General features: G+C 58.0%; 22 protein-coding genes. 8 read left to right on the top strand and 14 right to left on the bottom strand.

The annotated features are described in order from the left end of the window. Positions 1-1173 (bottom strand): thiolase family protein, encoded by a 1173-nt coding sequence (locus tag AVO44_RS11715; protein WP_068337106.1) that lies wholly within the window; start codon positions 1171-1173, stop codon positions 1-3. Between the two features lie 99 nt (positions 1174-1272). On the opposite strand from AVO44_RS11715, the gene AVO44_RS11710 reads away from it, so the two are divergent. Next, positions 1273-1611 (top strand): STAS domain-containing protein, encoded by a 339-nt coding sequence (locus AVO44_RS11710; protein WP_068337104.1) that lies wholly within the window; start codon positions 1273-1275, stop codon positions 1609-1611. 32 nt (positions 1612-1643) lie between these two features. Continuing rightward, on the top strand, positions 1644-2084 hold the full coding sequence (locus AVO44_RS11705) for an ATP-binding protein (RefSeq protein WP_068337334.1): 441 nt from the start codon (positions 1644-1646) through the stop codon (positions 2082-2084). Between the two features lie 13 nt (positions 2085-2097). Here AVO44_RS11705 and AVO44_RS21300 read toward each other — a convergent pair whose 3' ends face one another. Then, entirely contained in the window at positions 2098-2292 is a 195-nt protein-coding gene (locus AVO44_RS21300) for a hypothetical protein (RefSeq protein ID WP_169794852.1), read from the bottom strand. Positions 2293-2296: 4 nt separating this feature from the next. On the opposite strand from AVO44_RS21300, the gene AVO44_RS11695 reads away from it, so the two are divergent. Further along, the gene (locus tag AVO44_RS11695) at positions 2297-3874 is read left to right on the top strand and encodes a gamma-glutamyltransferase family protein (RefSeq protein WP_068337098.1); all 1578 of its coding nucleotides are present in this window, start codon (positions 2297-2299) and stop codon (positions 3872-3874) included. A 25-nt stretch (positions 3875-3899) separates the two neighbouring features. Here the strand turns inward: AVO44_RS11695 and hspQ are convergent, their stop codons facing one another. Further along, complete coding sequence (gene hspQ, locus AVO44_RS11690; protein WP_068337094.1) at positions 3900-4226, bottom strand: heat shock protein HspQ; 327 nt, start codon at positions 4224-4226, stop codon at positions 3900-3902. 80 nt (positions 4227-4306) lie between these two features. Between hspQ and AVO44_RS11685 the strand changes: the two genes are divergently transcribed. Both AVO44_RS11685 and AVO44_RS11680 read left to right on the top strand, forming a co-directional pair. Then, entirely contained in the window at positions 4307-5188 is an 882-nt protein-coding gene (locus AVO44_RS11685; protein WP_068337091.1) for an AEC family transporter, read from the top strand. Positions 5189-5248: 60 nt separating this feature from the next. Then, positions 5249-5830 (top strand): transglycosylase SLT domain-containing protein, encoded by a 582-nt coding sequence (locus tag AVO44_RS11680; protein WP_068337088.1) that lies wholly within the window; start codon positions 5249-5251, stop codon positions 5828-5830. Between the two features lie 12 nt (positions 5831-5842). Here AVO44_RS11680 and AVO44_RS11675 read toward each other — a convergent pair whose 3' ends face one another. The 4 genes from AVO44_RS11675 to AVO44_RS11660 all read right to left on the bottom strand — a co-directional run bounded on the left by AVO44_RS11675 (position 5843) and on the right by AVO44_RS11660 (position 12006). After that, complete coding sequence (locus AVO44_RS11675; protein WP_068337085.1) at positions 5843-6439, bottom strand: LolA family protein; 597 nt, start codon at positions 6437-6439, stop codon at positions 5843-5845. A gap of 39 nt (positions 6440-6478) precedes the next feature. After that, positions 6479-9373, bottom strand: a complete 2895-nt coding sequence (locus AVO44_RS11670; protein ID WP_068337082.1) for a DNA translocase FtsK — start codon at positions 9371-9373, stop codon at positions 6479-6481. Positions 9374-9387: 14 nt separating this feature from the next. Beyond that, a complete protein-coding gene (locus AVO44_RS11665; protein WP_068337079.1) occupies positions 9388-10569 on the bottom strand; it encodes an aminotransferase class I/II-fold pyridoxal phosphate-dependent enzyme in 1182 nt (393 codons plus the stop codon). Positions 10570-10677: 108 nt separating this feature from the next. Beyond that, positions 10678-12006, bottom strand: coding sequence for an amidase (locus AVO44_RS11660; RefSeq protein WP_068337077.1), 1329 nt, complete (start codon positions 12004-12006; stop codon positions 10678-10680). 56 nt (positions 12007-12062) lie between these two features. On the opposite strand from AVO44_RS11660, the gene AVO44_RS11655 reads away from it, so the two are divergent. Next, positions 12063-13325: an FAD-dependent monooxygenase gene (locus AVO44_RS11655; protein ID WP_233421973.1), complete on the top strand. Its 1263-nt coding sequence runs from the start codon at positions 12063-12065 to the stop codon at positions 13323-13325. On the opposite strand, the gene AVO44_RS11650 is transcribed toward AVO44_RS11655, so the two are convergent. The 6 genes from AVO44_RS11650 to AVO44_RS11625 all read right to left on the bottom strand — a co-directional run bounded on the left by AVO44_RS11650 (position 13322) and on the right by AVO44_RS11625 (position 17406). Next, positions 13322-13507, bottom strand: a complete 186-nt coding sequence (locus AVO44_RS11650; protein ID WP_068337074.1) for a Trm112 family protein — start codon at positions 13505-13507, stop codon at positions 13322-13324. The two genes, AVO44_RS11655 and AVO44_RS11650, sit on opposite strands and share 4 nt — an antisense overlap. Continuing rightward, positions 13504-14145: an LON peptidase substrate-binding domain-containing protein gene (locus tag AVO44_RS11645; protein ID WP_068337072.1), complete on the bottom strand. Its 642-nt coding sequence runs from the start codon at positions 14143-14145 to the stop codon at positions 13504-13506. Before AVO44_RS11645 ends, AVO44_RS11650 begins: the two co-directional genes overlap by 4 nt. Positions 14146-14172: 27 nt before the next feature. Next, positions 14173-15090 (bottom strand): thioredoxin, encoded by a 918-nt coding sequence (gene trxA / locus AVO44_RS11640; protein ID WP_068337069.1) that lies wholly within the window; start codon positions 15088-15090, stop codon positions 14173-14175. 76 nt (positions 15091-15166) lie between these two features. Continuing rightward, positions 15167-15955, bottom strand: coding sequence for an exodeoxyribonuclease III (locus tag AVO44_RS11635; RefSeq protein ID WP_068337066.1), 789 nt, complete (start codon positions 15953-15955; stop codon positions 15167-15169). Positions 15956-16063: 108 nt separating this feature from the next. Then, on the bottom strand, positions 16064-16534 hold the full coding sequence (locus AVO44_RS11630; RefSeq protein WP_082677476.1) for a GNAT family N-acetyltransferase: 471 nt from the start codon (positions 16532-16534) through the stop codon (positions 16064-16066). Between the two features lie 185 nt (positions 16535-16719). Next, positions 16720-17406, bottom strand: coding sequence for a response regulator transcription factor (locus AVO44_RS11625; protein ID WP_068337060.1), 687 nt, complete (start codon positions 17404-17406; stop codon positions 16720-16722). A gap of 160 nt (positions 17407-17566) precedes the next feature. Between AVO44_RS11625 and ribA the strand changes: the two genes are divergently transcribed. Both ribA and AVO44_RS11615 read left to right on the top strand, forming a co-directional pair. Continuing rightward, positions 17567-18661, top strand: coding sequence for a GTP cyclohydrolase II (ribA, locus tag AVO44_RS11620; RefSeq protein ID WP_068337056.1), 1095 nt, complete (start codon positions 17567-17569; stop codon positions 18659-18661). Next, positions 18658-19158 (top strand): L,D-transpeptidase family protein, encoded by a 501-nt coding sequence (locus tag AVO44_RS11615; RefSeq protein WP_068337053.1) that lies wholly within the window; start codon positions 18658-18660, stop codon positions 19156-19158. The genes ribA and AVO44_RS11615 overlap by 4 nt, the downstream gene beginning before the upstream one ends. Here AVO44_RS11615 and AVO44_RS11610 read toward each other — a convergent pair. Further along, on the bottom strand, positions 19142-19801 hold the full coding sequence (locus tag AVO44_RS11610; protein ID WP_068337051.1) for a YggS family pyridoxal phosphate-dependent enzyme: 660 nt from the start codon (positions 19799-19801) through the stop codon (positions 19142-19144). The two genes, AVO44_RS11615 and AVO44_RS11610, sit on opposite strands and share 17 nt — an antisense overlap. Positions 19802-19816: the final 15 nt, after the last annotated feature.

Genomic DNA, 19816 nt, shown 5'->3' with positions numbered 1-19816 from the left:
TCAAACCCGTTCAATGGCAATGGCGGTGCCTTCTCCACCACCGATGCAGATAGCGGCCACACCGCGTTTCAGGTTTCGCTTTTCCAACGCATTGAGAAGCGTCACCATGATCCGTGCGCCCGACGCGCCGATTGGATGGCCCAGCGCGCAGGCACCGCCATTTACGTTCACTTTGTCGCGGGGCAGCCCCATCTCGTGCATGAACGCCATGGGCACGACGGCAAAAGCCTCGTTCACCTCCCACAGATCAACATCCTCTTTCGACCAGCCAATATTAGACAACAGCTTCTGCGCTGCCGGAACCGGAGCGGTCGTGAACAAGCCTGGCGCCTGAGCGTGACTGGCATGGCCGACGATCCGGGCGCGCACGGTCAGGCCTTGCGCCTCTGCCGCCTCGGCCGAGGCAAGGACCAAGGCCGCAGCACCGTCAGAAATTGACGACGAATTGGCCGCCGTCACCGTCCCATCCTTGCGAAACGCTGGCTTCAGCGTCGGAATTTTCTCTGGCCGTGCGGATTTTGGTTGTTCATCTTCCGCGAATGTAACTTCGCCCTTACGCGTGCGGGTCGTGACCGGAGTTATTTCATCCTCAAAAGCACCGCTTTCCTGCGCCGACAGCGCGTTGGACAGAGATTGCAGCGCGTATTCGTCCTGTGCCTCACGCGTGAACTGATAGGCCTCGGCGCAGTCCTCGGCAAAGGTTCCCATCAGGCGGCCCTTGTCATAAGCATCCTCGAGCCCATCGAGGAACATATGATCCACGACCTGACCATGCCCGATCCGCGCACCGCCACGCATTTTGGGCAACAGGTAGGGGGCATTGGTCATGCTTTCCATGCCACCTGCCACCATGGTGTCCGCATGGCCCAACGCGATCTGATCAAAGGCCATCATCGCGGCCTTCATGCCTGATCCACACATCTTGTTCAGCGTTGTCGCAGGCACCTCTTCCCCCAGACCGGCCGCAAACCCGGCCTGGCGCGCAGGTGCTTGACCCAGCCCCGCAGGCAGGACGCATCCCATCAAAACTTCGTCAACGGTTTCTGCGCCAGCGCCCTTGAGCGCGGCCCTTATCGCGGTACCGCCCAACTCGGATGCGGCAACGCCGTCGAATACTCCTTGAAACCCACCCATGGGCGTCCGTGCTGCGCCGGCAATAACGACCTGTTTCACGATGCTTCTCCTGTTTTGCCAGTCGATGGATACCGAATGGTAAGATTTGTCGTCTAGCGTATTTCTACTAGCAACCTTCAGATTAAAGGACCGTCGCGCATGGCCCTGACCAGCACAACAAACGACGCAACCCAGATCATCAAGGTGCATTGCGACCGCATTGATGCGGCCATGGCAATTCAATTCAAGGAAAACATGCGGGGCGAAGCGGAAGGGGGTGCCCCCAGGGTTGTTCTCGATCTGACGAATGTCGAATTCATCGATTCAAGCGGGCTGGGCGCGATCGTCGCCTCGATGAAGCAGCTTGGCAGCGACCGCAGGCTGGACCTGGCCGGCCTTCAACCCTTTGTCGAAAAGGTTTTTCGACTCACCCGCATGGATACAGTGTTCAAACTGTACCCAACGCTTGATGACGCCCTGTCAGCCGCAACAGACTGACGCCTTTGTTTATCTGAATAGGCGCGATGCCCATGCAAACCGGCAAGTGTTTGGATTTGAGCTTCCTAGCGACCCAGTCGAAGGCCAGCGCCGGGGTCGCTCGAATAAGCCAAGACCTGGAGGCCCAAGGGCTTCCGGCCCCTTGGGCGGGCGACGTCAAAATTGCTTTGGCCGAAGCGATCAACAACGTTGTCGAACATGCCTATGCTGGCCTCACCCCTGCCGAGGTCGAGATTCGTTGCCAATTACACAAGACTTGGCTGGATGTTCTGATCACGGACACCGGCAACCCGTTGCCTGGGCTATGTATACCGGACGGCATCCTTGCCCCACTTGGATCAACACTGAGTGAACTGCCCGAAGGGGGGTTTGGCTGGTTTCTGATCCACGAACTGACTAGTGAAATCCGCTATGAGCGTAGCAACGGGCGCAACCGACTGTCGTTGCGCTTCGACTTCGTTCAAACCGTGTAATGACCAAAAATCGTCACAATAAGGCCCAGATCGAACCATTGTAACGCCGCAAACGCAGGGCAAAAAGGAACACGTAGCTCAGATAGCTTCCCTCGGCGCCATGTGTCACAGCCCCCACCCAGTGAACGGCGCCGAGGAATTTCCCATTGATTTTACTGGACAACCCCGGGCCGCGCGATAGGTTCGGCGCGTTGAATCGGGGGGACATCACCATGCGGGATTTTCAAACACCGGGCCGGTCCGAAGTTCTGGCCACCGAAGGGATGTGCGCGACGTCGCACCCGTTGGCGGCCAAGGTGGCTTTGGACATTCTTGCCCAAGGTGGCAACGCAATGGATGCCGCAATCGCCGGTGCAGTTCTGCTTGGCATATGCGAACCCCAGATGACCGGGCTTGGCGGTGACTGTTTCGTGCTTTTCAACCGCGCGGGTGAGGATGAGGTGCGCGCCCTGAACGGCTCGGGCCGTGCACCGGCTGCTGCCGATGCTGAAAAACTTCGGGCACAAGGGCTAAAGGCGGTCCCGCTGAATACGGCTGATGCAGTGACTGTCCCCGGTGCCGTGGATGCCTTCTGCCACTTGGCGCAGGCCGAGGGCAAGCTGGGGCTGGATGCCCTGTTACAGCCCGCCATTCACTATGCCGAAAACGGCGTGCCGGTTGCCCCGAGGGTTGCCTTTGACTGGCAGATTGGCGCAGCAACGCTGCAAGGTGCAGCGCGTTCGCATTATCTGGTCAACGACAAGGCGCTTGAGACCGGGCAGGTTTTTCGCTCTCCCGGTCAGGCAGAGGTTTTGCGCCGGATCGCGCGGGATGGGAGGGATGCTTTTTATTCCGGTGAAATCGCCGACGACATGATCGCGACGCTGAACCAACTCGGTGGCGTCCACACGGCCGATGATTTTCTGGCCACAGCTTGTACGAAAACACAGCCCGTCAGTGGCAACTACAACGGTCTGGAACTGGTTGAGCATCCACCCAACGGCCAAGGGGCCACGGCCATTCTGCTGCTGAACATTCTCAAAAGCTTTGACCTGGCCAGCATGGACCCGTTCGGGGTGGAGCGTCTGCATATCGAGACCGAGGCCTCGAAGCTCGCCTACGATGCGCGCAACCGGTTCATTGCGGACCCTGATCACACGACGCATGCAGATCGTTTCCTGGATCAGAATGTAGCTGACCGCCTTGCCGCGCTGATTGATCCGAAACGGGCCATGGCTGCAGCAGCCCCTCTGACCGAATCCGTCCACAAGGATACGGTGTACATCACCGTCGTGGACCGGGACCGGATGGCGGTATCTCTGATATATTCCATTTTCCACAGCTTCGGGTCGGGAATCGCGTCCGAAAAATACGGCATTCTGATGCAGAACCGGGGGTCGGGCTTTACCCTGCAAGCTGGGCACCCGAATGAATTGGGCGGTCGCAAACGGCCAATGCACACGATCATTCCAGGATTGCTGAAGCAAGATGGGCGCGTTCTTATGCCGTTTGGCGTTATGGGCGGCGCCTATCAACCCACCGGCCACTCGCGGTTCGTGTCAAACCTGACCGACCACGGCATGGGCCTACAGGCCAGCATCGATGGACCGCGCGCATTTTTCGACAAAGGCTTTTTGAAGCTTGAGCGCGGAATTTCGCCCAAGGTTGCTCAACAATTGAGTGAGATTGGTCACAATATTCAAGTATCGGAAACACCGTTAGGCGGTGCTCAGGCAATTCGAATCTGTGAAAGCGGTGTATTGCAGGGCGCAAGCGACCCGCGAAAAGACGGATGTGCGCTTGGGTACTAAAAAACAGACGTCTGGTCGAACGACTTCAGTTCAAATGAAAGTGGAGCGGATATGCGCCATTCTCGAACGGGCCGAACATATCGGGAATATCTGGGTGTTCAACCGGTTCACCGGACTGATCCGCAACCAGATTTTGTTCAGAAACATAAGCGACATAGAACGATTGATCGTTTTCTGCCAACAAGTGGTAAAACGGCTGATCCTTGACAGGTCGGCTATCCTCGGGGATGGCCTGATACCATTCTTCCGTATTCGAAAACTCTGGATCGACGTCAAAAATCACCCCTCGGAAGGGATGTTTCTTATGGCGGACCACCTGTCCCAAACCGTATTTGGCGTTTGTCTTCAGCATTATCTCTGCCCCCACTGGTCTTACTACCTGTTTCCGGGCCGAAATGCCAATGATTGATCTGAAATTTAGGGAAACAGTCTGTGAACCTCTTGCCAACAGTCTTCGAAATTGTGGCGCCGGTTTTTCTTTTGGCGGGAATCGGTTTTGCGTGGGTCAAGCTTGGGTTTGAGTACCGACTGCAATTCGTCACGCGCTTTGCCATGACCCTTGCGGTGCCCAGTCTGATCTTTGTGGCGCTGATGAAAACAGATATTCCGGGGGAGGACCTTTCTCGCTTCACCGTTGCATCCGTTGCAGCACATCTGGCGATGACGGGGGTATTCTGGGTGATTGCACGCGGGCTGAGGCTTGAGCAGCGCACCTACCTGTCGCCGCTGATCTTCGGGAATACAGGCAACCTTGGCCTACCTTTGTGCCTGTTTGCGTTTGGTCAGGCCGGACTGGGCTATGCCGTCATCTTCTTGTCGACTACTGCTTTGTTTTCATTCACTTTCGGCATCTATCTGGTGGCTGGCAAAGGCGCGTTCGGAAAAGTCTTGCGTGAACCGATTGTCTGGGCGACCCTGTTTGGTGCCTTGTTTCTGTGGCGCGGCTGGGAAACGCCCGTGTTCCTGACCAACACACTTGATCTGTTGGGGCAGATGGCCGTTCCCCTGATGTTGATCACTCTGGGCGTTGCGGTGGCACGCCTGACAACGCATCGCTTGGGTCAGGCATTTTCGCTTTCATTGCTGAAGCTGGGGGTCTGCTTCGTTTTGGGGTGGGCTGTTGCACGTGTGTTCAGTCTGGATGCCGTGGCCTTCGGAGTTCTGGTGCTACAGGCCTGCGCGCCGGTGGCCGTGACCTCATACCTGTTGGCCGAACGGTTCGAGGCCGATTCCGATGCCGTCGCCGGGATGGTCATGGTCTCAACCGCCCTTTCAATAGGCGCAATGCCCTTAATTCTAGCTATTATTCTATGACGAATGTGATTTCCTAAAACGTCAATTTACGCTAGAATAAGGAAAAAAGGCACGAGGCACATGAGCAGAATTCTTATCGTACTCTTCGGGGTGCTGCTTTTGGCATCCTGTGGGGGTGGTTCAAAACAGCCGCCCAGCAAGCTGAATGACGCGTGCAGCATTGCGCGTGAAAGGCCTGAATTTATAAAGGCCTTCAAAAACACTGAACGCAAATGGGGCATCCCCGTTCACGTTCAGATGGCGACGATTTATCAGGAAAGTCGCTATCGGCATGACGCGCGCACACCGCACCAATACGTTCTGGGTGTAATACCGATGGGTCGTCAGAGCAGCGCATATGGCTTTAGTCAGGCGTTGGATGGTACTTGGGAACAATACCAGAAGGAAACCGGCAAACGCCGCGCCAAGCGTGACCGTATTCGCGATGCGTCGGACTTCATCGGCTGGTACATGAACAAAAGCTACACGCGGAACGGCATCCATCCCAGCGACACGCGTAACCAGTACCTCGCCTATCATGAGGGTCACTCGGGTTATGCCCGGGGTAGCCACTACAGCAAGACCTGGCTGCTGAATGTCGCCAATGACGTAGATGCCCGCGCTAAGCTATACCAGGCGCAACTGGCTGGCTGCCGCCACTAAAAACCACGCGGGTCAGCGATTGTTTGACCCGCTTCGTTTTGAAGATGAGAACAGGTCCCGGCTCAGGTTCGGGCCTGTGTTCAACTGTCCTAACAGAACGGTTGTCTGGCTGCCGGCATTGTCATGAATAACCCACTTGCGCAGCTCAATCGGGTTATCGGTGAACATCAGCTCAATCCGTCCAGTTTCAGGGTTCTTCGGGTCCTGCGCGGTGACAACCGTAGCAGTGCCATCGAAATCATGACCCACCACCATGTTCGCCTGCCCCAGATTCACATTGCGCGCCAACACCAGTGACAGCGGCGTTCGTTTCAATGGGTATTGCTCGGGCGGTTGGTTAGACTTCGGGTCGAAGATTTTCACGGTTCCGGTATTCGCCAAAACAACAGCGCTGTTTGGCGGGTCATACTCGAACCGCATCTTGCCGGGCCGTTGAAGCCACAACTTTCCAGTACTTAATGAGCCATCATCGTTGACCTGCGTGAATGTTGTCTCAACGGCCTTCAGGCCGTTCAGATAGTCAGAGATTTGTGACAAGGCCAATTTGTCGGCAGCCCAGGCGGCTGGCGCGGCAAGGCAAAAGGCAAGGGCAAGGGCAATCTGTTTCATGCCCTACAGATATGCGCTCTGCCCTTGTTATTAAATATCCTATTGCTCGGGGACGAGGATTTCCCGCTTACCGACGTGATTTGCTGACGAAACAACGCCTTCGTCTTCCATCTGCTCAACAAGCCGCGCAGCTTTATTATAGCCAATGGCAAGTTTCCGCTGGATGTAAGAGGTTGAGCATTTGCGATCCTTGATCACAATCGCCACCGCCTGGTCATAGAGCGCGTCCTCACCATTGGTGTTGCCACCGGTGTTCAGGCCCAGAACGGCGTCGATATTGTCGGCCTTTTCCTCAGCCGGGCCATCGACCACACCACCAACGTAATCCGGTGGGCCGAACTGTTTCAGGTGGTTGACGATTTCCTCAACCTCCTCATCCGAAACAAACGGTCCATGGCAGCGTGTGATCTTGGCGCCACCCGCCATGTACAGCATGTCACCCTGCCCCAAAAGCTGCTCGGCGCCCATTTCGCCCAGAATAGTGCGGCTATCGACTTTGGACGTCACCTGGAACGAAATCCGGGTCGGGAAGTTCGCCTTGATCGTGCCGGTGATCACGTCGACCGAGGGGCGCTGCGTCGCCATGATCAGGTGAATACCTGAAGCCCGCGCCATTTGTGCCAGACGCTGAATGCAGGCTTCGATCTCTTTGCCGGCAACCATCATGAGGTCGGCCATCTCATCGACGATCACGACGATGTAGGGCATCGCCTCGGGCGCGAATTCCTCGGTCTCGAACATCGGCTCGCCAGTTTCTTCGTCAAACCCGGTCTGGACCGTGCGGCTGAACATCTCACCCTTGGCCAACGCATCCTTCACGCGGCCATTGTAGCCCGCGATATTGCGGACGCCCATCTTGGACATCTTGCGATAGCGGTCTTCCATTTCGCCCACGACCCATTTCAGGGCCACAACCGCCTTTTTCGGGTCGGTCACAACGGGCGACAACAGATGTGGGATACCGTCATAAACCGACAGTTCCAGCATCTTGGGGTCGATCATGATGAGGCGACACTCATCCGGTGTAAGCTTGTAGAGCAGCGACAGGATCATCGTGTTGATCGCCACAGACTTACCCGAACCAGTTGTCCCGGCGATCAACAGGTGAGGCATCTTGGCCAAGTTGGCTACGACGGATTCGCCACCGATATCTTTTCCCAGTGCCAGCGGCAGTGCTTGGTTGCCATCACCGAAATCACGGCTGGCCAAGATCTCGCGAAGCACAACCATTTCGCGGTTTTCGTTTGGCAGCTCGATGCCGATCACCGAACGCCCTGGCAGAGTCGAAACCCGCGCCGAAAGGGCTGACATCGAACGCGCAATATCATCGGCCAAGCCGATCACGCGGCTGGCTTTCAACCCCGGGGCTGGCTCCAATTCGTACATCGTGACAACGGGGCCGGGACGGACGCTGACGATCTCACCCTTTACGCCGTAATCATCCAGAACGTTTTCCAGCATCCGCGCGTTTTCTTCCAGTGCCTCATCGCTGAGGTGATGGCGCTGAATACTGGCCGGATTGGACAAAAGACCCAGCGGCGGCAGTTCGAAATCCGAATGCCTTTCTTCAAAAGACAATGCCGGCTGCGCCTCGGCCTGAGCCCGGCGCGAAGGCGGCGGAGTGCGGCGCACAGGCTGCGCGACGACCGGTTTGCGCGGCTCGGCCACCGGAATTTTCATCGCTGGACGCGGCTGAGGTTCCGGTTCTGGTGCGTCTTCGAACACGTCATCGTCTTGGTCATACGGCTCGGGCGCAAAGTCATCATGCAAGGTGTCCTGCCATTCAGGATCAGGGGTCGCAGTCTGCATGGGTTCGGGCGGCAAACCTGCTGACGTCACGGGCGGTTCGGGCGGCAGTTCACCCGTGCCCCTTGGGTTCAGGATCAATGGGTCAGGCCCCCGACCCCGCCCCTTAGTCAGCGGCAGGTTCGGATCAGGCTCGGGTGTCATCTCTCCGGTGGCCACTTTGCGATTGCGAACGGCGGCAGAGATCTTGGATCTGATGCGATCTTCGCCCGGCATTTCATCGAAACCGGCAACCGGATCTTGATCAATCAATTCAGGTTCGGGCATCGGGTCGGGACGACGGATCAGGCTGGGCATCCGTGCCAGAAGCCCCGACTTTGCAGGCTCGGGCTCGGCATATTCAAGGTCTTCAAATACCGGATCGGCAAAGGCCACGTCATCGTCAAACACGGCTTCGGCAGCTTCGGCCCGCGCTGCCTTGCGTTCATCCCACTGTGCACGGCGATCACGGGCGGCCTGTGCAGTGGCCGCCGCCCCTCGACCCATTACGTTCATCAGCATGTCGTAGGACATCACCAAGCCCAACAGGAAGGCGCGGAACCCCTTGCGCACGTCGGATTTGGTGAAACCCAGCACAAAAACACCAAGCGCCAGCATCCCGACCGCCATGGCCAGCGACATCAGCTTGACCATGAAGTGCGAAGAAAGCGGCAGCAGGGTCAGCAATGCACCCATCACGGTGTCGCCGAACAGCCCACCCAGGCCATAGCTGTGCGTGGCGCGCCACGCCTCACCCGGCACCAGCGTCGCCGCGTAAACGGACACAACGGCAATCCAGATCGGAGCGAAGATCAGACAGTTGACCGCGCGATCCTCACCGAAATGGCCGGTAAAGCGCGCACCCCAACCGATCAGCACCAGCGCGATGCCCCAACTACCCCAGCCCACGATCATGAACAGAGGCGCAGCGATCGATGCGCCGATCCGACCCATCCAGTTCTGCACCGGTGCATCAGTCGAAACCATCCAGTTCGGATCATCGGGCGTGTAGGACCATATCATCGCGGCCGAGGCCAACCCCAGCAGGATCAGCGCGATCCCGATCAGCTCTTTGCTGCGTCGTTCAATTGCCGCCTGGGTCGTGCTGTCCAGCAATGGATCGCGTTTGCGCGCGTTATATGATGCCATTTTGCCCTCGTACCTCACGAATAGATGCAGTCGCGGAGCTTGATCAGCCCTTGCTGCAACTCTGTTTTTGGGGCCACCAGAGCGGCCCGTATATAATGTTCGCCCGGGTTCTGCCCGGAATCACCTTGGGAAAGATAAGCGCCCGGCAGGACCCGAACACCGGTTTGCTGCCACAGCTTCAATGCGGTTTCTTCGCCGTTATCGACCGGCAACCAAAGGAAAAACCCGGCCTCTGGCGGCATATAGCCTTGAACATTCGCAAACACCTCATCGGCAATCGCGTATTTTTCTTGATAGAGAGCGCGGTTCTCGGCCACATGCTCTTCGTCAGCCCAGACACGTGCCGCCGCCGCCTGCAACGGCGCGGGCAAGGGTGCGCCTGCATAGTTGCGCAACTGCTTGACCCGTTTGATCGTCTCAGGGCCACCCGCAATCAGCCCCGAGCGTAAGCCGGCCAGGTTCGATCTTTTCGACAGCGAGTTAAAAAGCGTGATCCGTTCGGGATCTGCCCCCAATTCCTGCGCCACGGTCAGCGCACCCGTGGGTGCTTTGTCGCGATAGATTTCAGAATAGCATTCGTCAGCAAAAATCCGGAAATCGAACTTCTCGGCCAAACTGATCAATTCGGCCCAATAGTCACGCGACGCAACAGCGCCCTGCGGGTTGGCCGGTGAGCAGATATAAGCCGCAACGGTGCGGTTCAAGACATCATCGGGAAGGCTTGCATAGTCCGGCAAATGACCGGTTGCGGCCGTGGCGGGCACAAAAACCGGTTCAGCCCCAACCGAGATCGAGGCGACCATGTACACCTGATAAAACGGGTTCGGGCATAGGATAACCGGTTTTTGCCCATTTTTCTGTTCGGGGCAGAGCGCCATGGCGGCATTGTACAGCCCCTCGCGCGTGCCGTTCAAAGCCATCACGTTGGTCTCGGGGTCCATGGTTACGCCATAGCGACGGCCAATCCAATCGGTGATCGCGCGGCGCAACTCAGCCGTCCCTTCGTTTGGAGGGTAGCCCTGAAATCCCGCTGCGTTTTCCATGATCACGTCCGTTACCCAAGACGGGAAATCATGCATCGGCGCGCCGATGGTCATGTGAATCACGTCTCCACCCGGTTGGTGGTGGTCCAACAGGGTGCGCAGACGTGGGAATGCATATTCCGGTAGGTTCGAAAACCGCTCGGGAAAATTCATAACTACTGCCTCAATATCGGGGTCATTTCGCCCCGTTTTTTCAGAAGATTACAGACCGCACCCTGCTTCGTCCAGACAAAGAGGTGCCGAATCAGGGGATTGTGGCATTCAGGCCAATGCTGTCTCGGCCGCAGAACCAAGACGCAAAAGAGCCTCTTCCGAACCTGGGTAGCCCAACATCATAAGCCCACATCCGGAGGTGCCTGTCGGCAGGCTGAGCGCGGCCAGACCCATGAGATTCCCAATCCGCGTGTTGCGCAGCGCCAACAGGTTTTCGGTGACGTAATAGTCGTGATCACTCAGTAACCTTTCAAGATTCGGCGGCAGGATCGGCGCGGTGGGGGCCAGAACGGCATCAAAGCCGGACGTGGCCGCATCCCAAGCGGCACGGCACGCCTTGAGCGTGGACCAGGCGGCAACATAATCTGGACCCGCAGCGTTTTTGCCAGCACGAAAACGCTCTAATATCTCGGGATACATCGCGTCAGGGTTGGCCTCGATCACATCGCGCCACAGTCCGTAGGCTTCGGTCGTATAAAGAACGCCGGAAAGACCCATCGCTTCGTTCAGCTCAGGGACTTCGATGGGTACGATCTCGGCTCCGGCATCGCGCAGACGATCCAGCGACGCGTCATAGGCTGCGCGCGGTGCATCGCGCAGATCATCTTTTGCGACATTCTGCAAATCGGCGAAACGGCGGCCTTTCAGGCTGGCGCCTCGCAGGTCGGCTGGGCTGTTTCCTTCAAGCAGCGCCAGCATATGCGCCGCGTCCTCGACAGACCGGGCTAGCGGGCCAACGGTATCGAAGCGCAGGCACAAAGGTACAACCCCTTCCAGACTGATTCGACCCGAGGTGCTCTTTAGCCCGACCAGATTGTTCCAAGCCGCCGGAATGCGCACCGAGCCCCCAGTGTCCGAGCCTATACCGCCCGCAGCCAGCCCCCATGCGACCGATGCCGCCGCGCCCGAGGATGACCCGCCGGGAACGGCCTTTTCATCGTCAACACAAGGCGGTGTTTCGGTAATCGGGTTCAGGCCCAGACCGGAAAAGGCCAGCTCGCTCATATGCGTTTTGCCCAGACAGACCGCGCCCATCGCAGTGGCATTGCGCAACACGACCGCGTCAGCCTGCGGTACGCGGCCTTTTAACAGGGCAGAACCCGCCTCGGTCGCTATGCCGGCGGTATCGAACAAGTCTTTCCAACTGATCGGCACGCCATCCAGCAGAGACAGGCGCAGACCGAGCTTGGCCCGCTCTTGCGCGGCTGCAGCCTCGGCCCGCGCACGGTTGTGGGTGACGCGCGCGTAAATCCGGTCACGGTGGGGATGCGCGTCGATTGCGGACAGGAACGTCTCGGTCAACTCCACAGGGTCGATTCGACCCATACCTATGCCGCGACCCAGATCACACGCCGTCATGGTCAGCCAATCTTGCATCCCTGCCCCCTTTTTCTCAATTCTTGGTTTTGGCGACGGTAGCGACAGGACCGCACATGGACAATCCCGAATGGGCGCGCATATTGCACCGCATGGAAAAGAAACCCGACATCCTGATCGTGGGCGGAGGCCTGAATGGCCCGGCCTTGGCCTTGGCCCTGGCGCAGACCGGGCATTCCGTCACCGTGATTGACGCGTTGGCCGAGAAGGTGCGCAAGAATGCGGCCTTTGACGGGCGTTCATATGCGCTGGCGCTTGCGTCACAACGTCTTTTGGATGCGATTGGGATCTGGGACCGCGTGGCCGAACACGCCCAGCCAATGTTGGAGATCAAGGTCACTGACGGGCACGCCGGGGCAGGTCCTTCACCTTTTTTCATGCATTTCGACCATGCCGAGATCGAAGAAGGCCCGATGGGGTACATGGTAGAAGACCGTCACCTGCGGCGCGCATTTCTGGACGCAATGGCCGAGGAAAAGGCCATCACGGAACTCAGTGGCAAGACGGTTGTCGCACAAGAGAGCAACGCAAACGGCGTTACGCTGACCTTGGATGATGGAAGCACCTTGACTGGCGATCTGCTGGTCGGCTGTGATGGACGCCGCAGCGGTACGGCCGCACGGGCGGGGATAAAGCGGACCGGTTGGGATTACGGTCAGACAGCGCTGGTCTGCGCTATCGAGCACGAGCTGCCCCATCACGGCATCGCACATCAGTTTTTTATGCCCCCCGGCCCTTTGGCCATCCTGCCCCTCACTGGCAATCGCAGTTCGATCGTATGGAGCGAGCGGACCGAAATGGCTGAGCGGATCAACGCCATGTCCGAAGCCGATTACCTACAGGTCTTGCGGCCCCGGTTCGGTGATTTCCTGGGCGAGATCAAGCTGGCCGGAGACCGGTTCACCTATCCGCTGAACCTGACCATCGCCAACTCTTTCATCGCGGATCATCTGGCCTTGGTCGGAGATGCCGCACACGGCATGCACCCCATTGCCGGGCAAGGTCTGAACGCGGGCCTGCGCGATGTCGGTGCACTGGCCGAGGTGCTGACCCTTGCAGGCCGACGGGGCGAGGATATCGGTTCAATCACGGTGCTGGAGCGTTATCAGGCGTGGCGCCGTTTTGACACCGCCTCACTGGCGATGGCGACGGATATGTTCAACAAGCTGTTTTCCAACGACAATCCCATACTCCGGATGGGTCGGGATATCGGGATGGGGATCGTAGGCTCTTTACCTGGGCTACGGCGCGGTTTCGTGCGGGAAGCCGCCGGGTTGACCGGGGACTTGCCTAAGCTTTTACAAGGTCGCCCAATCTAGTCCAGCGCGCGCGCTTCATCCACCAACATCACGGGGATTCCGTTGCGAATGGGAAAGGCAAGACCCGCCGCCTTGGACACCAGCTCTTGCTTTTCTGCGTCGTAGTGCAGCGTGGTATGGGTCTGTGGACAGATCAGAGCCTCAAGCATATGTCGATCAAACGCGTGTTCAGGCTCGGTCATTGAAGCTTTTCCTCATTCGTTCCGCCGCGCATGGCAATTTCGATCAGAGTCACCAGTGTCTCACGCCGCGTACGAAGGCAAGGCGCCTCAAGAAGCGCCTGTTTTTCTTCGGGGTCGAAGTCCAGCAGCATGGAGAGCGAGTTCACCAATAGCTCATCCTCGGCGTCTTTCAGTGTGTCCCAGTCGGTTGAAAGGTGGCGTGACGCAAAGAACCGTTCAAGAAGGTTCATGAACTGCTTACGATCAAAGCCTTTGTCCGTTTCCACCTTGCCGAGGTCACGGTCAAACCCTTCCCACGAAACCACACATCGCCTGTAAGGTGTAAATGCGTCCAGTTCGGACCGAATGCGGAACCGCGATATTCCCGTAAGCGTAATGAGATAACGGCCATCTTCGGTTTCCGAAAACTGCGTCACGCGACCGGCGCAGCCGATCTGGTGCAGCTTGCCTTCATTACTCTTGCACGGGTTCGGCTGCACCATGCCAATCAATCGCTCCTGCGTTTTCAGGGCGTCATCCAACATTTGCAGATAGCGCGGCTCGAAAATGTGCAGAGGCAGGCGGGACCGGGGCAGCAAAAGCGCCCCTGGCAATGGAAAAACGGACACCGTTTCAGGCAGATCAGCGGGATGCATCATGTACCCGATTCTAGCTCTGATCGGAGATTAGGCAAATATCATCGAGCTGAGTTTGCGCCGCCCATTCAAAACAATCGGATCATTTGGCTTGAGCGCGTCGAAGATCGTAAACAGCTGCGCCTTGGCCGCGCCTTCATTCCACTCACGATCCCTGCGGAAAAGCTCCAGCAACTGAGCAACGGCTTCTTCAACATCGCCGTTTGCATGCAGGGCCTGCGCCAGATCGAAACGGGCTTGGTGGTTGTCTGGATCGGCCTCGACCGCGGCGCTCAGATCGGCGACCGGGCCCGCATCTGCGGCCTGCTTTGCCAGTTCCAGTTGCGCATGTGCCGCCTCAACCTCGGTCGAAGTGGAAATCTCGGCCGGTGCACCGTTCAGGATCGCCTCGGCCTGTTCCAGATCATCGGCCGCAATATGGGCGCGGACCAAACCGCCGTAAGCCGCCGCATGGTTCGGGTCTTCGCCCAGAATGGCGGCAAATGTTTGCGCGGCGTCACTGGCAGCGCCAGCGGCCAGCATCTCTTCGGCGGCCTCAACGGCTTCGTCCAGTTGACCGCCGGGGCTTTCACCGCCCGCAGCTTCGATCACACGGTCGATGAACGCCTTGATCTCGGAGCCTGGCAGTGCGCCCTGAAACCCATCCACCGGCTGGCCCTTGTAGAAGGCATACACCGTCGGGATCGATTGGATGCGCAGTTGTCCTGCGATCATCTGCGCCTCGTCCACGTTGATCTTGACCATCCTCACCGCACCTTTGGCGGCGGTCACGGCATCTTCCAGCATCGGGCCTAGCGTTTTGCATGGGCCGCACCAAGGCGCCCAGAAATCAACGATGACTGGCGTTTCCTGCGATGCTTCGACCACATCGGCCATAAACGTGGCCTCGGACCCGTCCTTGATCAGATCGGTAGTGTCAGGGCTGGCAGCGGCGTTCAGAAGGTCCATGGCATTCACTCTCCGGTTCGAACTTGAGCCTTATATGCAACCGCTGGCAGCGGAAACCAAGGGCAGAGTTGCGCAATTACAGGTCGAAACTGGCAAAAACAGGCGCGTGATCACTCGGCTTCTCCCATCCGCGCGCGTCGCGCAGAACACGGCTGGAATGACCGGCGTTTGAGATATCGGGCGTGGCCCAGACGTGATCCAGCCGCCGCCCCTTGTCCGCCGCATCCCAATCGCGCGCACGATAAGACCACCAGCTATAAAGCTGCCCATCGGGAATATCCTGCCGGGTTACGTCAACCCAACCCCCCGCATCCTGGGTTTCGGCCAGTGTTTCAACCTCGATCGGCGTGTGCGAGACGACCTTGAGCAGTTGTTTGTGCGACCAAACGTCGTCCTCGCGCGGAGCGATATTCAGGTCACCGACCAGAATGGATTTCTGGGGTTTATCGGCATGGAACCAGTCACGCATATCGGTGAGGTAATCGAGTTTCTGACCGAACTTCTCATTCACCTCACGGTCCGGAACATCGCCGCCCGCCGGAACGTAGAAGTTGTGGATTGTTACGCCATTCTCCAGCCGCCCTGCGATGTGGCGGGCGTGGCCAAGACCTGCAAAGTCCTTATCGCCGACCTCTTCCATCGGAATCCGAGACAGGATGGCGACACCGTTATAGCCCTTTTGACCACGTGCGATCATGTGAGTGTAGCCCAGCGCAGCGAACCCTTCGGTCGGAATCTTGTCGACCGGAGACTTGCATTCCTGCAAACACAACACATCCGGAGCCTCTTCCTGCAGCAATTTCAGGACGATAGGCTCGCGCAGGCGGACCGAGTTGATGTTCCAGGTGGCAAGGGTAAAGGGCATATTCGGGGAATCCTCTGTCGCGATTGACCGGAAAATAGCGCGGTGCGGGCCGGGGTGCCATCGGAAAACCCTGACAATGGCATCACTATCGCGAAACGGCGCGCGACTTCACCCCGTGTTCAGCCGATACTTTCGAAACAGGGCACCCTCATACTCCGTTTCGCCAATGAACTCTGCGCCGAGCCTTAACAGGGCACCGGTCTTTGTCCGCGATGGCGGCAGCAGAAACGTGACAAACGGAATGCGCGGGTCTGATGCGGCAAAATCCAGTGCTTTCCGGGTGATCCGCCCACCAAGCCCAAATGAGTCCGGTTTAAGAACCAGCCCATAATCCCACTCGCCCTCTTCTTTCTGAAACCCGCCCCAACCGACATAGTTTCCGTTGTGCAAAATGGCCCAATGCCCCAACCCATCACGTGACCAGCACTGTTCCTTGGCTTCGACAAAACGAGCCACATCGGACAAGCCCCAAGCACCTGTAAGCAAAGGCATATGTTCCATCAGGCGCGGGTCCGACATGTGGAACAAAATCTCTTTTGCATCGATATCCGGCAGGCGGGTGAATTCAATTTTGGTCATTTCAGCTTTTCCTACCGCAGAAAGCATCGCTGCAGAATGGTCCGCGCATACACAAAAAAAGGCCGGGCCCAAGGGCCCGGCAGTCCAACAGGGAGGTGCATGTCATAACCCGGACATGCGCGGGTTGGGAGTAAACTAATTACACATCCAGAGTATCACTTTGATGCACGTCAATCCACAACGAGTTATGACACCAAGCGATATCCACCCGATTCTGTGACCAAAAGGCGCGCGTTGGATGGATCGGGCTCGATCTTCTGACGCAGGCGATAGATATGCGTTTCCAGCGTGTGCGTGGTGACACCCGCATTGTAGCCCCAGACCTCGTGCAGCAGAACGTCGCGGGCGACCACACCATCGGCCGAGCGGTACAGGAACTTGAGGATGTTGGTCTCTTTCTCGGTCAACCGGATCTTACGATCCTCTTCGGTGATCAGCATTTTCATCGCAGGCTTGAACGTGTAGGGGCCAAGTACGAAAACCGCGTCCTCTGACTGTTCATGCTGGCGCAGTTGGGCACGGATACGGGCCAGCAAGACCGGGAATTTAAAGGGTTTAGAGACATAGTCGTTGGCGCCTGCGTCCAGACCCAGAATGGTATCAGCGTCGCTGTCATGGCCCGTCAGCATCAGTATCGGGCTTTTGACACCTTGTTTCCGCATCAGGCGGCACAGTTCCCGACCATCGGTATCTGGCAGGCCCACATCCAAGATGACCAGATCATAGATCGCTTCGCGTGCGCGCTCCATCGCGGATTGACCGTCCTGAGCTTCGAACACATCGAAATCCTCGGTCATCACAAGCTGCTCACTTAGCGCCTCGCGCAGGTCTTCATCGTCATCTACCAGCAGGATTTTTTTGAGCTGAGCCATGTCGGGTCCTCCAAACCTTTTCCACCACTTGCGCGCAGAAGATGCAATCAACAAGGTTTGCTGCAACACGCTCACGCGGTCGTGTCTGATGAGGAGGAATTATTTCACATTATTGCCAGATCAGGATATGGGAAGGCCGGATTGTGACAGGATACCATTGATGAGCCTTGTTCCTGATATCTCAGAACTGCTGGCGCGGGCCCGTGCGGATTTGCGGATGGGTGTTCCTGTTGCCCTGACCGATGACAGCGGGTTCAGTGTACTGGCCATCGCGACCGAGACACTGACCGCGCAGCGGCTTGCGGACCTGCGCAGCGTCGGAGAGGATCCGGTCGTCGCCGTTACCGTGCGCCGGGCCGAGACGCTCAAGGCGCGCGCCTATGATGGCGATCTTGCGCGGGTGATCATCCCAATGGATGCGGATATCGCGTGGGTTCAGGCTGTCGCCGATCCGTCGGACGACCTGAATGCCCCGATGAAAGGTCCCCTGATGACTCGGCGTCAGGGCAATGCCAACTTGCATCGCATCGCAATTGCATTGGCCAAGTCGGCGCGGCTTTTACCTGCGGCTGTTGTTGTGCCAATCGAGGATGGGCGCAGCTTTGCCGCCACCCATGGCCTGACCTGTATCGATCACGCAAGCGCAGCGCCGCATCTGGCTGATCGCAGTGAATTGCACGAGGTGGCCGCGGCCCGTTTGCCAATGGAAGTATCCGAAGCTGGGCGGCTTCACATCTTCCGCCCCGAAGACGGTGGCGAAGAACACTATGCCGTCGAAATCGGCCGCCCAGAGCGCGACAAACCGGTTCTGGCCAGGTTGCATTCGGCCTGTTTCACCGGTGACCTTATGGGCAGCCTGAAATGCGATTGCGGTCCGCAACTGAGGGGCGCGCTTGCGCAGATGGGCGCAGAAGGGGCCGGGGTTCTGCTTTACCTTAACCAGGAAGGGCGTGGCATTGGCCTAGCCAACAAGATGCGAGCCTATTTCCTGCAGGATCAGGGGTTCGATACGGTCGAGGCCAACCACCGGTTGGGGTTCGAGGATGACGAACGGGATTTCCGGCTGGGTTCGGATATCTTGAAATCCTTGGGATTCAACTCGGTACGCCTTCTGACCAATAACCCTGCGAAAATCGCTATGATGGAAAAGACCGGGATTGCCGTTGCTGAACGCGTCCCGCTGAAGGTCGGCGAAACGGCCCATAACCGGGGCTACCTGGCGACAAAGGCCGCAAAATCGGGGCATTTGCTTTGACGCCAGATGATCTGGTTCTGACCCCTCGCGGAACACGGTTCGCGGGTCGGATGTTTCCATGCGTGATCGGCAAAGGCGGCTTAACCAACACCAAGCAAGAGGGCGACGGGGCAACGCCCGCCGGCGTGCATCACATCGTAGGGATGCTCTATCGGCCAGAACGGATGGCCCGTCCTGCCAATTGGGCGATTCCCATCGGCCCGCGCGATCTCTGGTCGGACGATGGCCGCGACAGTCACTACAACAACCTGGTCACCGCGCCATACGGTTTCAGCCATGAAAAACTGCGCCGCGCCGATCCTTTATATGATCTGGTGCTGATCACCGACTGGAACTGGCCCAACGCGGTGCCGGGTCGTGGGTCGGCGATCTTTATTCACCAATGGCGGCGTCCGGGATTCCCGACCGAAGGCTGTGTTGCGTTTCGCCGCGATCACCTGCGCTGGATCGCTGGGCGGGTGTCATTGGGTACGCGCCTGATCATTCCCCGGGCTTAACGCGCTCACCAAAAATGGCCGACCCCACGCGCACATGGGTTGCGCCCAGCGCGATGGCCTGTTCGAAATCACCACTCATACCCATCGACAGACCATTAAGCCCGTTGCGTTCAGCGATCTTGGCCAGCAAGGCGAAATGCAGGGACGGTTCTTCATCTATTGGGGGGATACACATTAAGCCTTGCACCGGCAGGTCCAGATCCCGGCACTCCGCAACAAAGGCATCTGCATCAGCGGGCAGGATACCTGCCTTTTGATCCTCTTCCCCCGTATTGACCTGAATGAACAGGTCCGGGCATTTACCCATTTCCTGCGCCAGCCGCGCCAGTGTTTTTGCCAGCTTGGGACGGTCAACCGAGTGGATGGTGCTGAACAAGTCAAACGCCTGCCGGGCCTTGTTGGTTTGCAAGGGTCCAATCAGGTGCAGATCAACATCTGGAAACTGCTCGGTAAAACGCGGCCATTTTCCGGCGGCCTCTTGCACCCGGTTTTCGCCGAAACACCGATGGCCCTGCTCTAGAACGGCCTGCACGCGCTCATCCGGTTGCACCTTGGAAACAGCGATCAATTTAACAGACCCCGCAGACCGCCCTGCGGCGGTTTCGGCCTTGGCAATACGGGCGGTGATATCTTGCAGCGACATAGATAGGGTACCTCA

It is taken from the genome of Ruegeria profundi (genome assembly GCF_001507545.1).
Lineage (GTDB): Bacteria > Pseudomonadota > Alphaproteobacteria > Rhodobacterales > Rhodobacteraceae > Ruegeria > Ruegeria profundi.
This window is presented reverse-complemented; position numbering and strand designations above follow the sequence as displayed.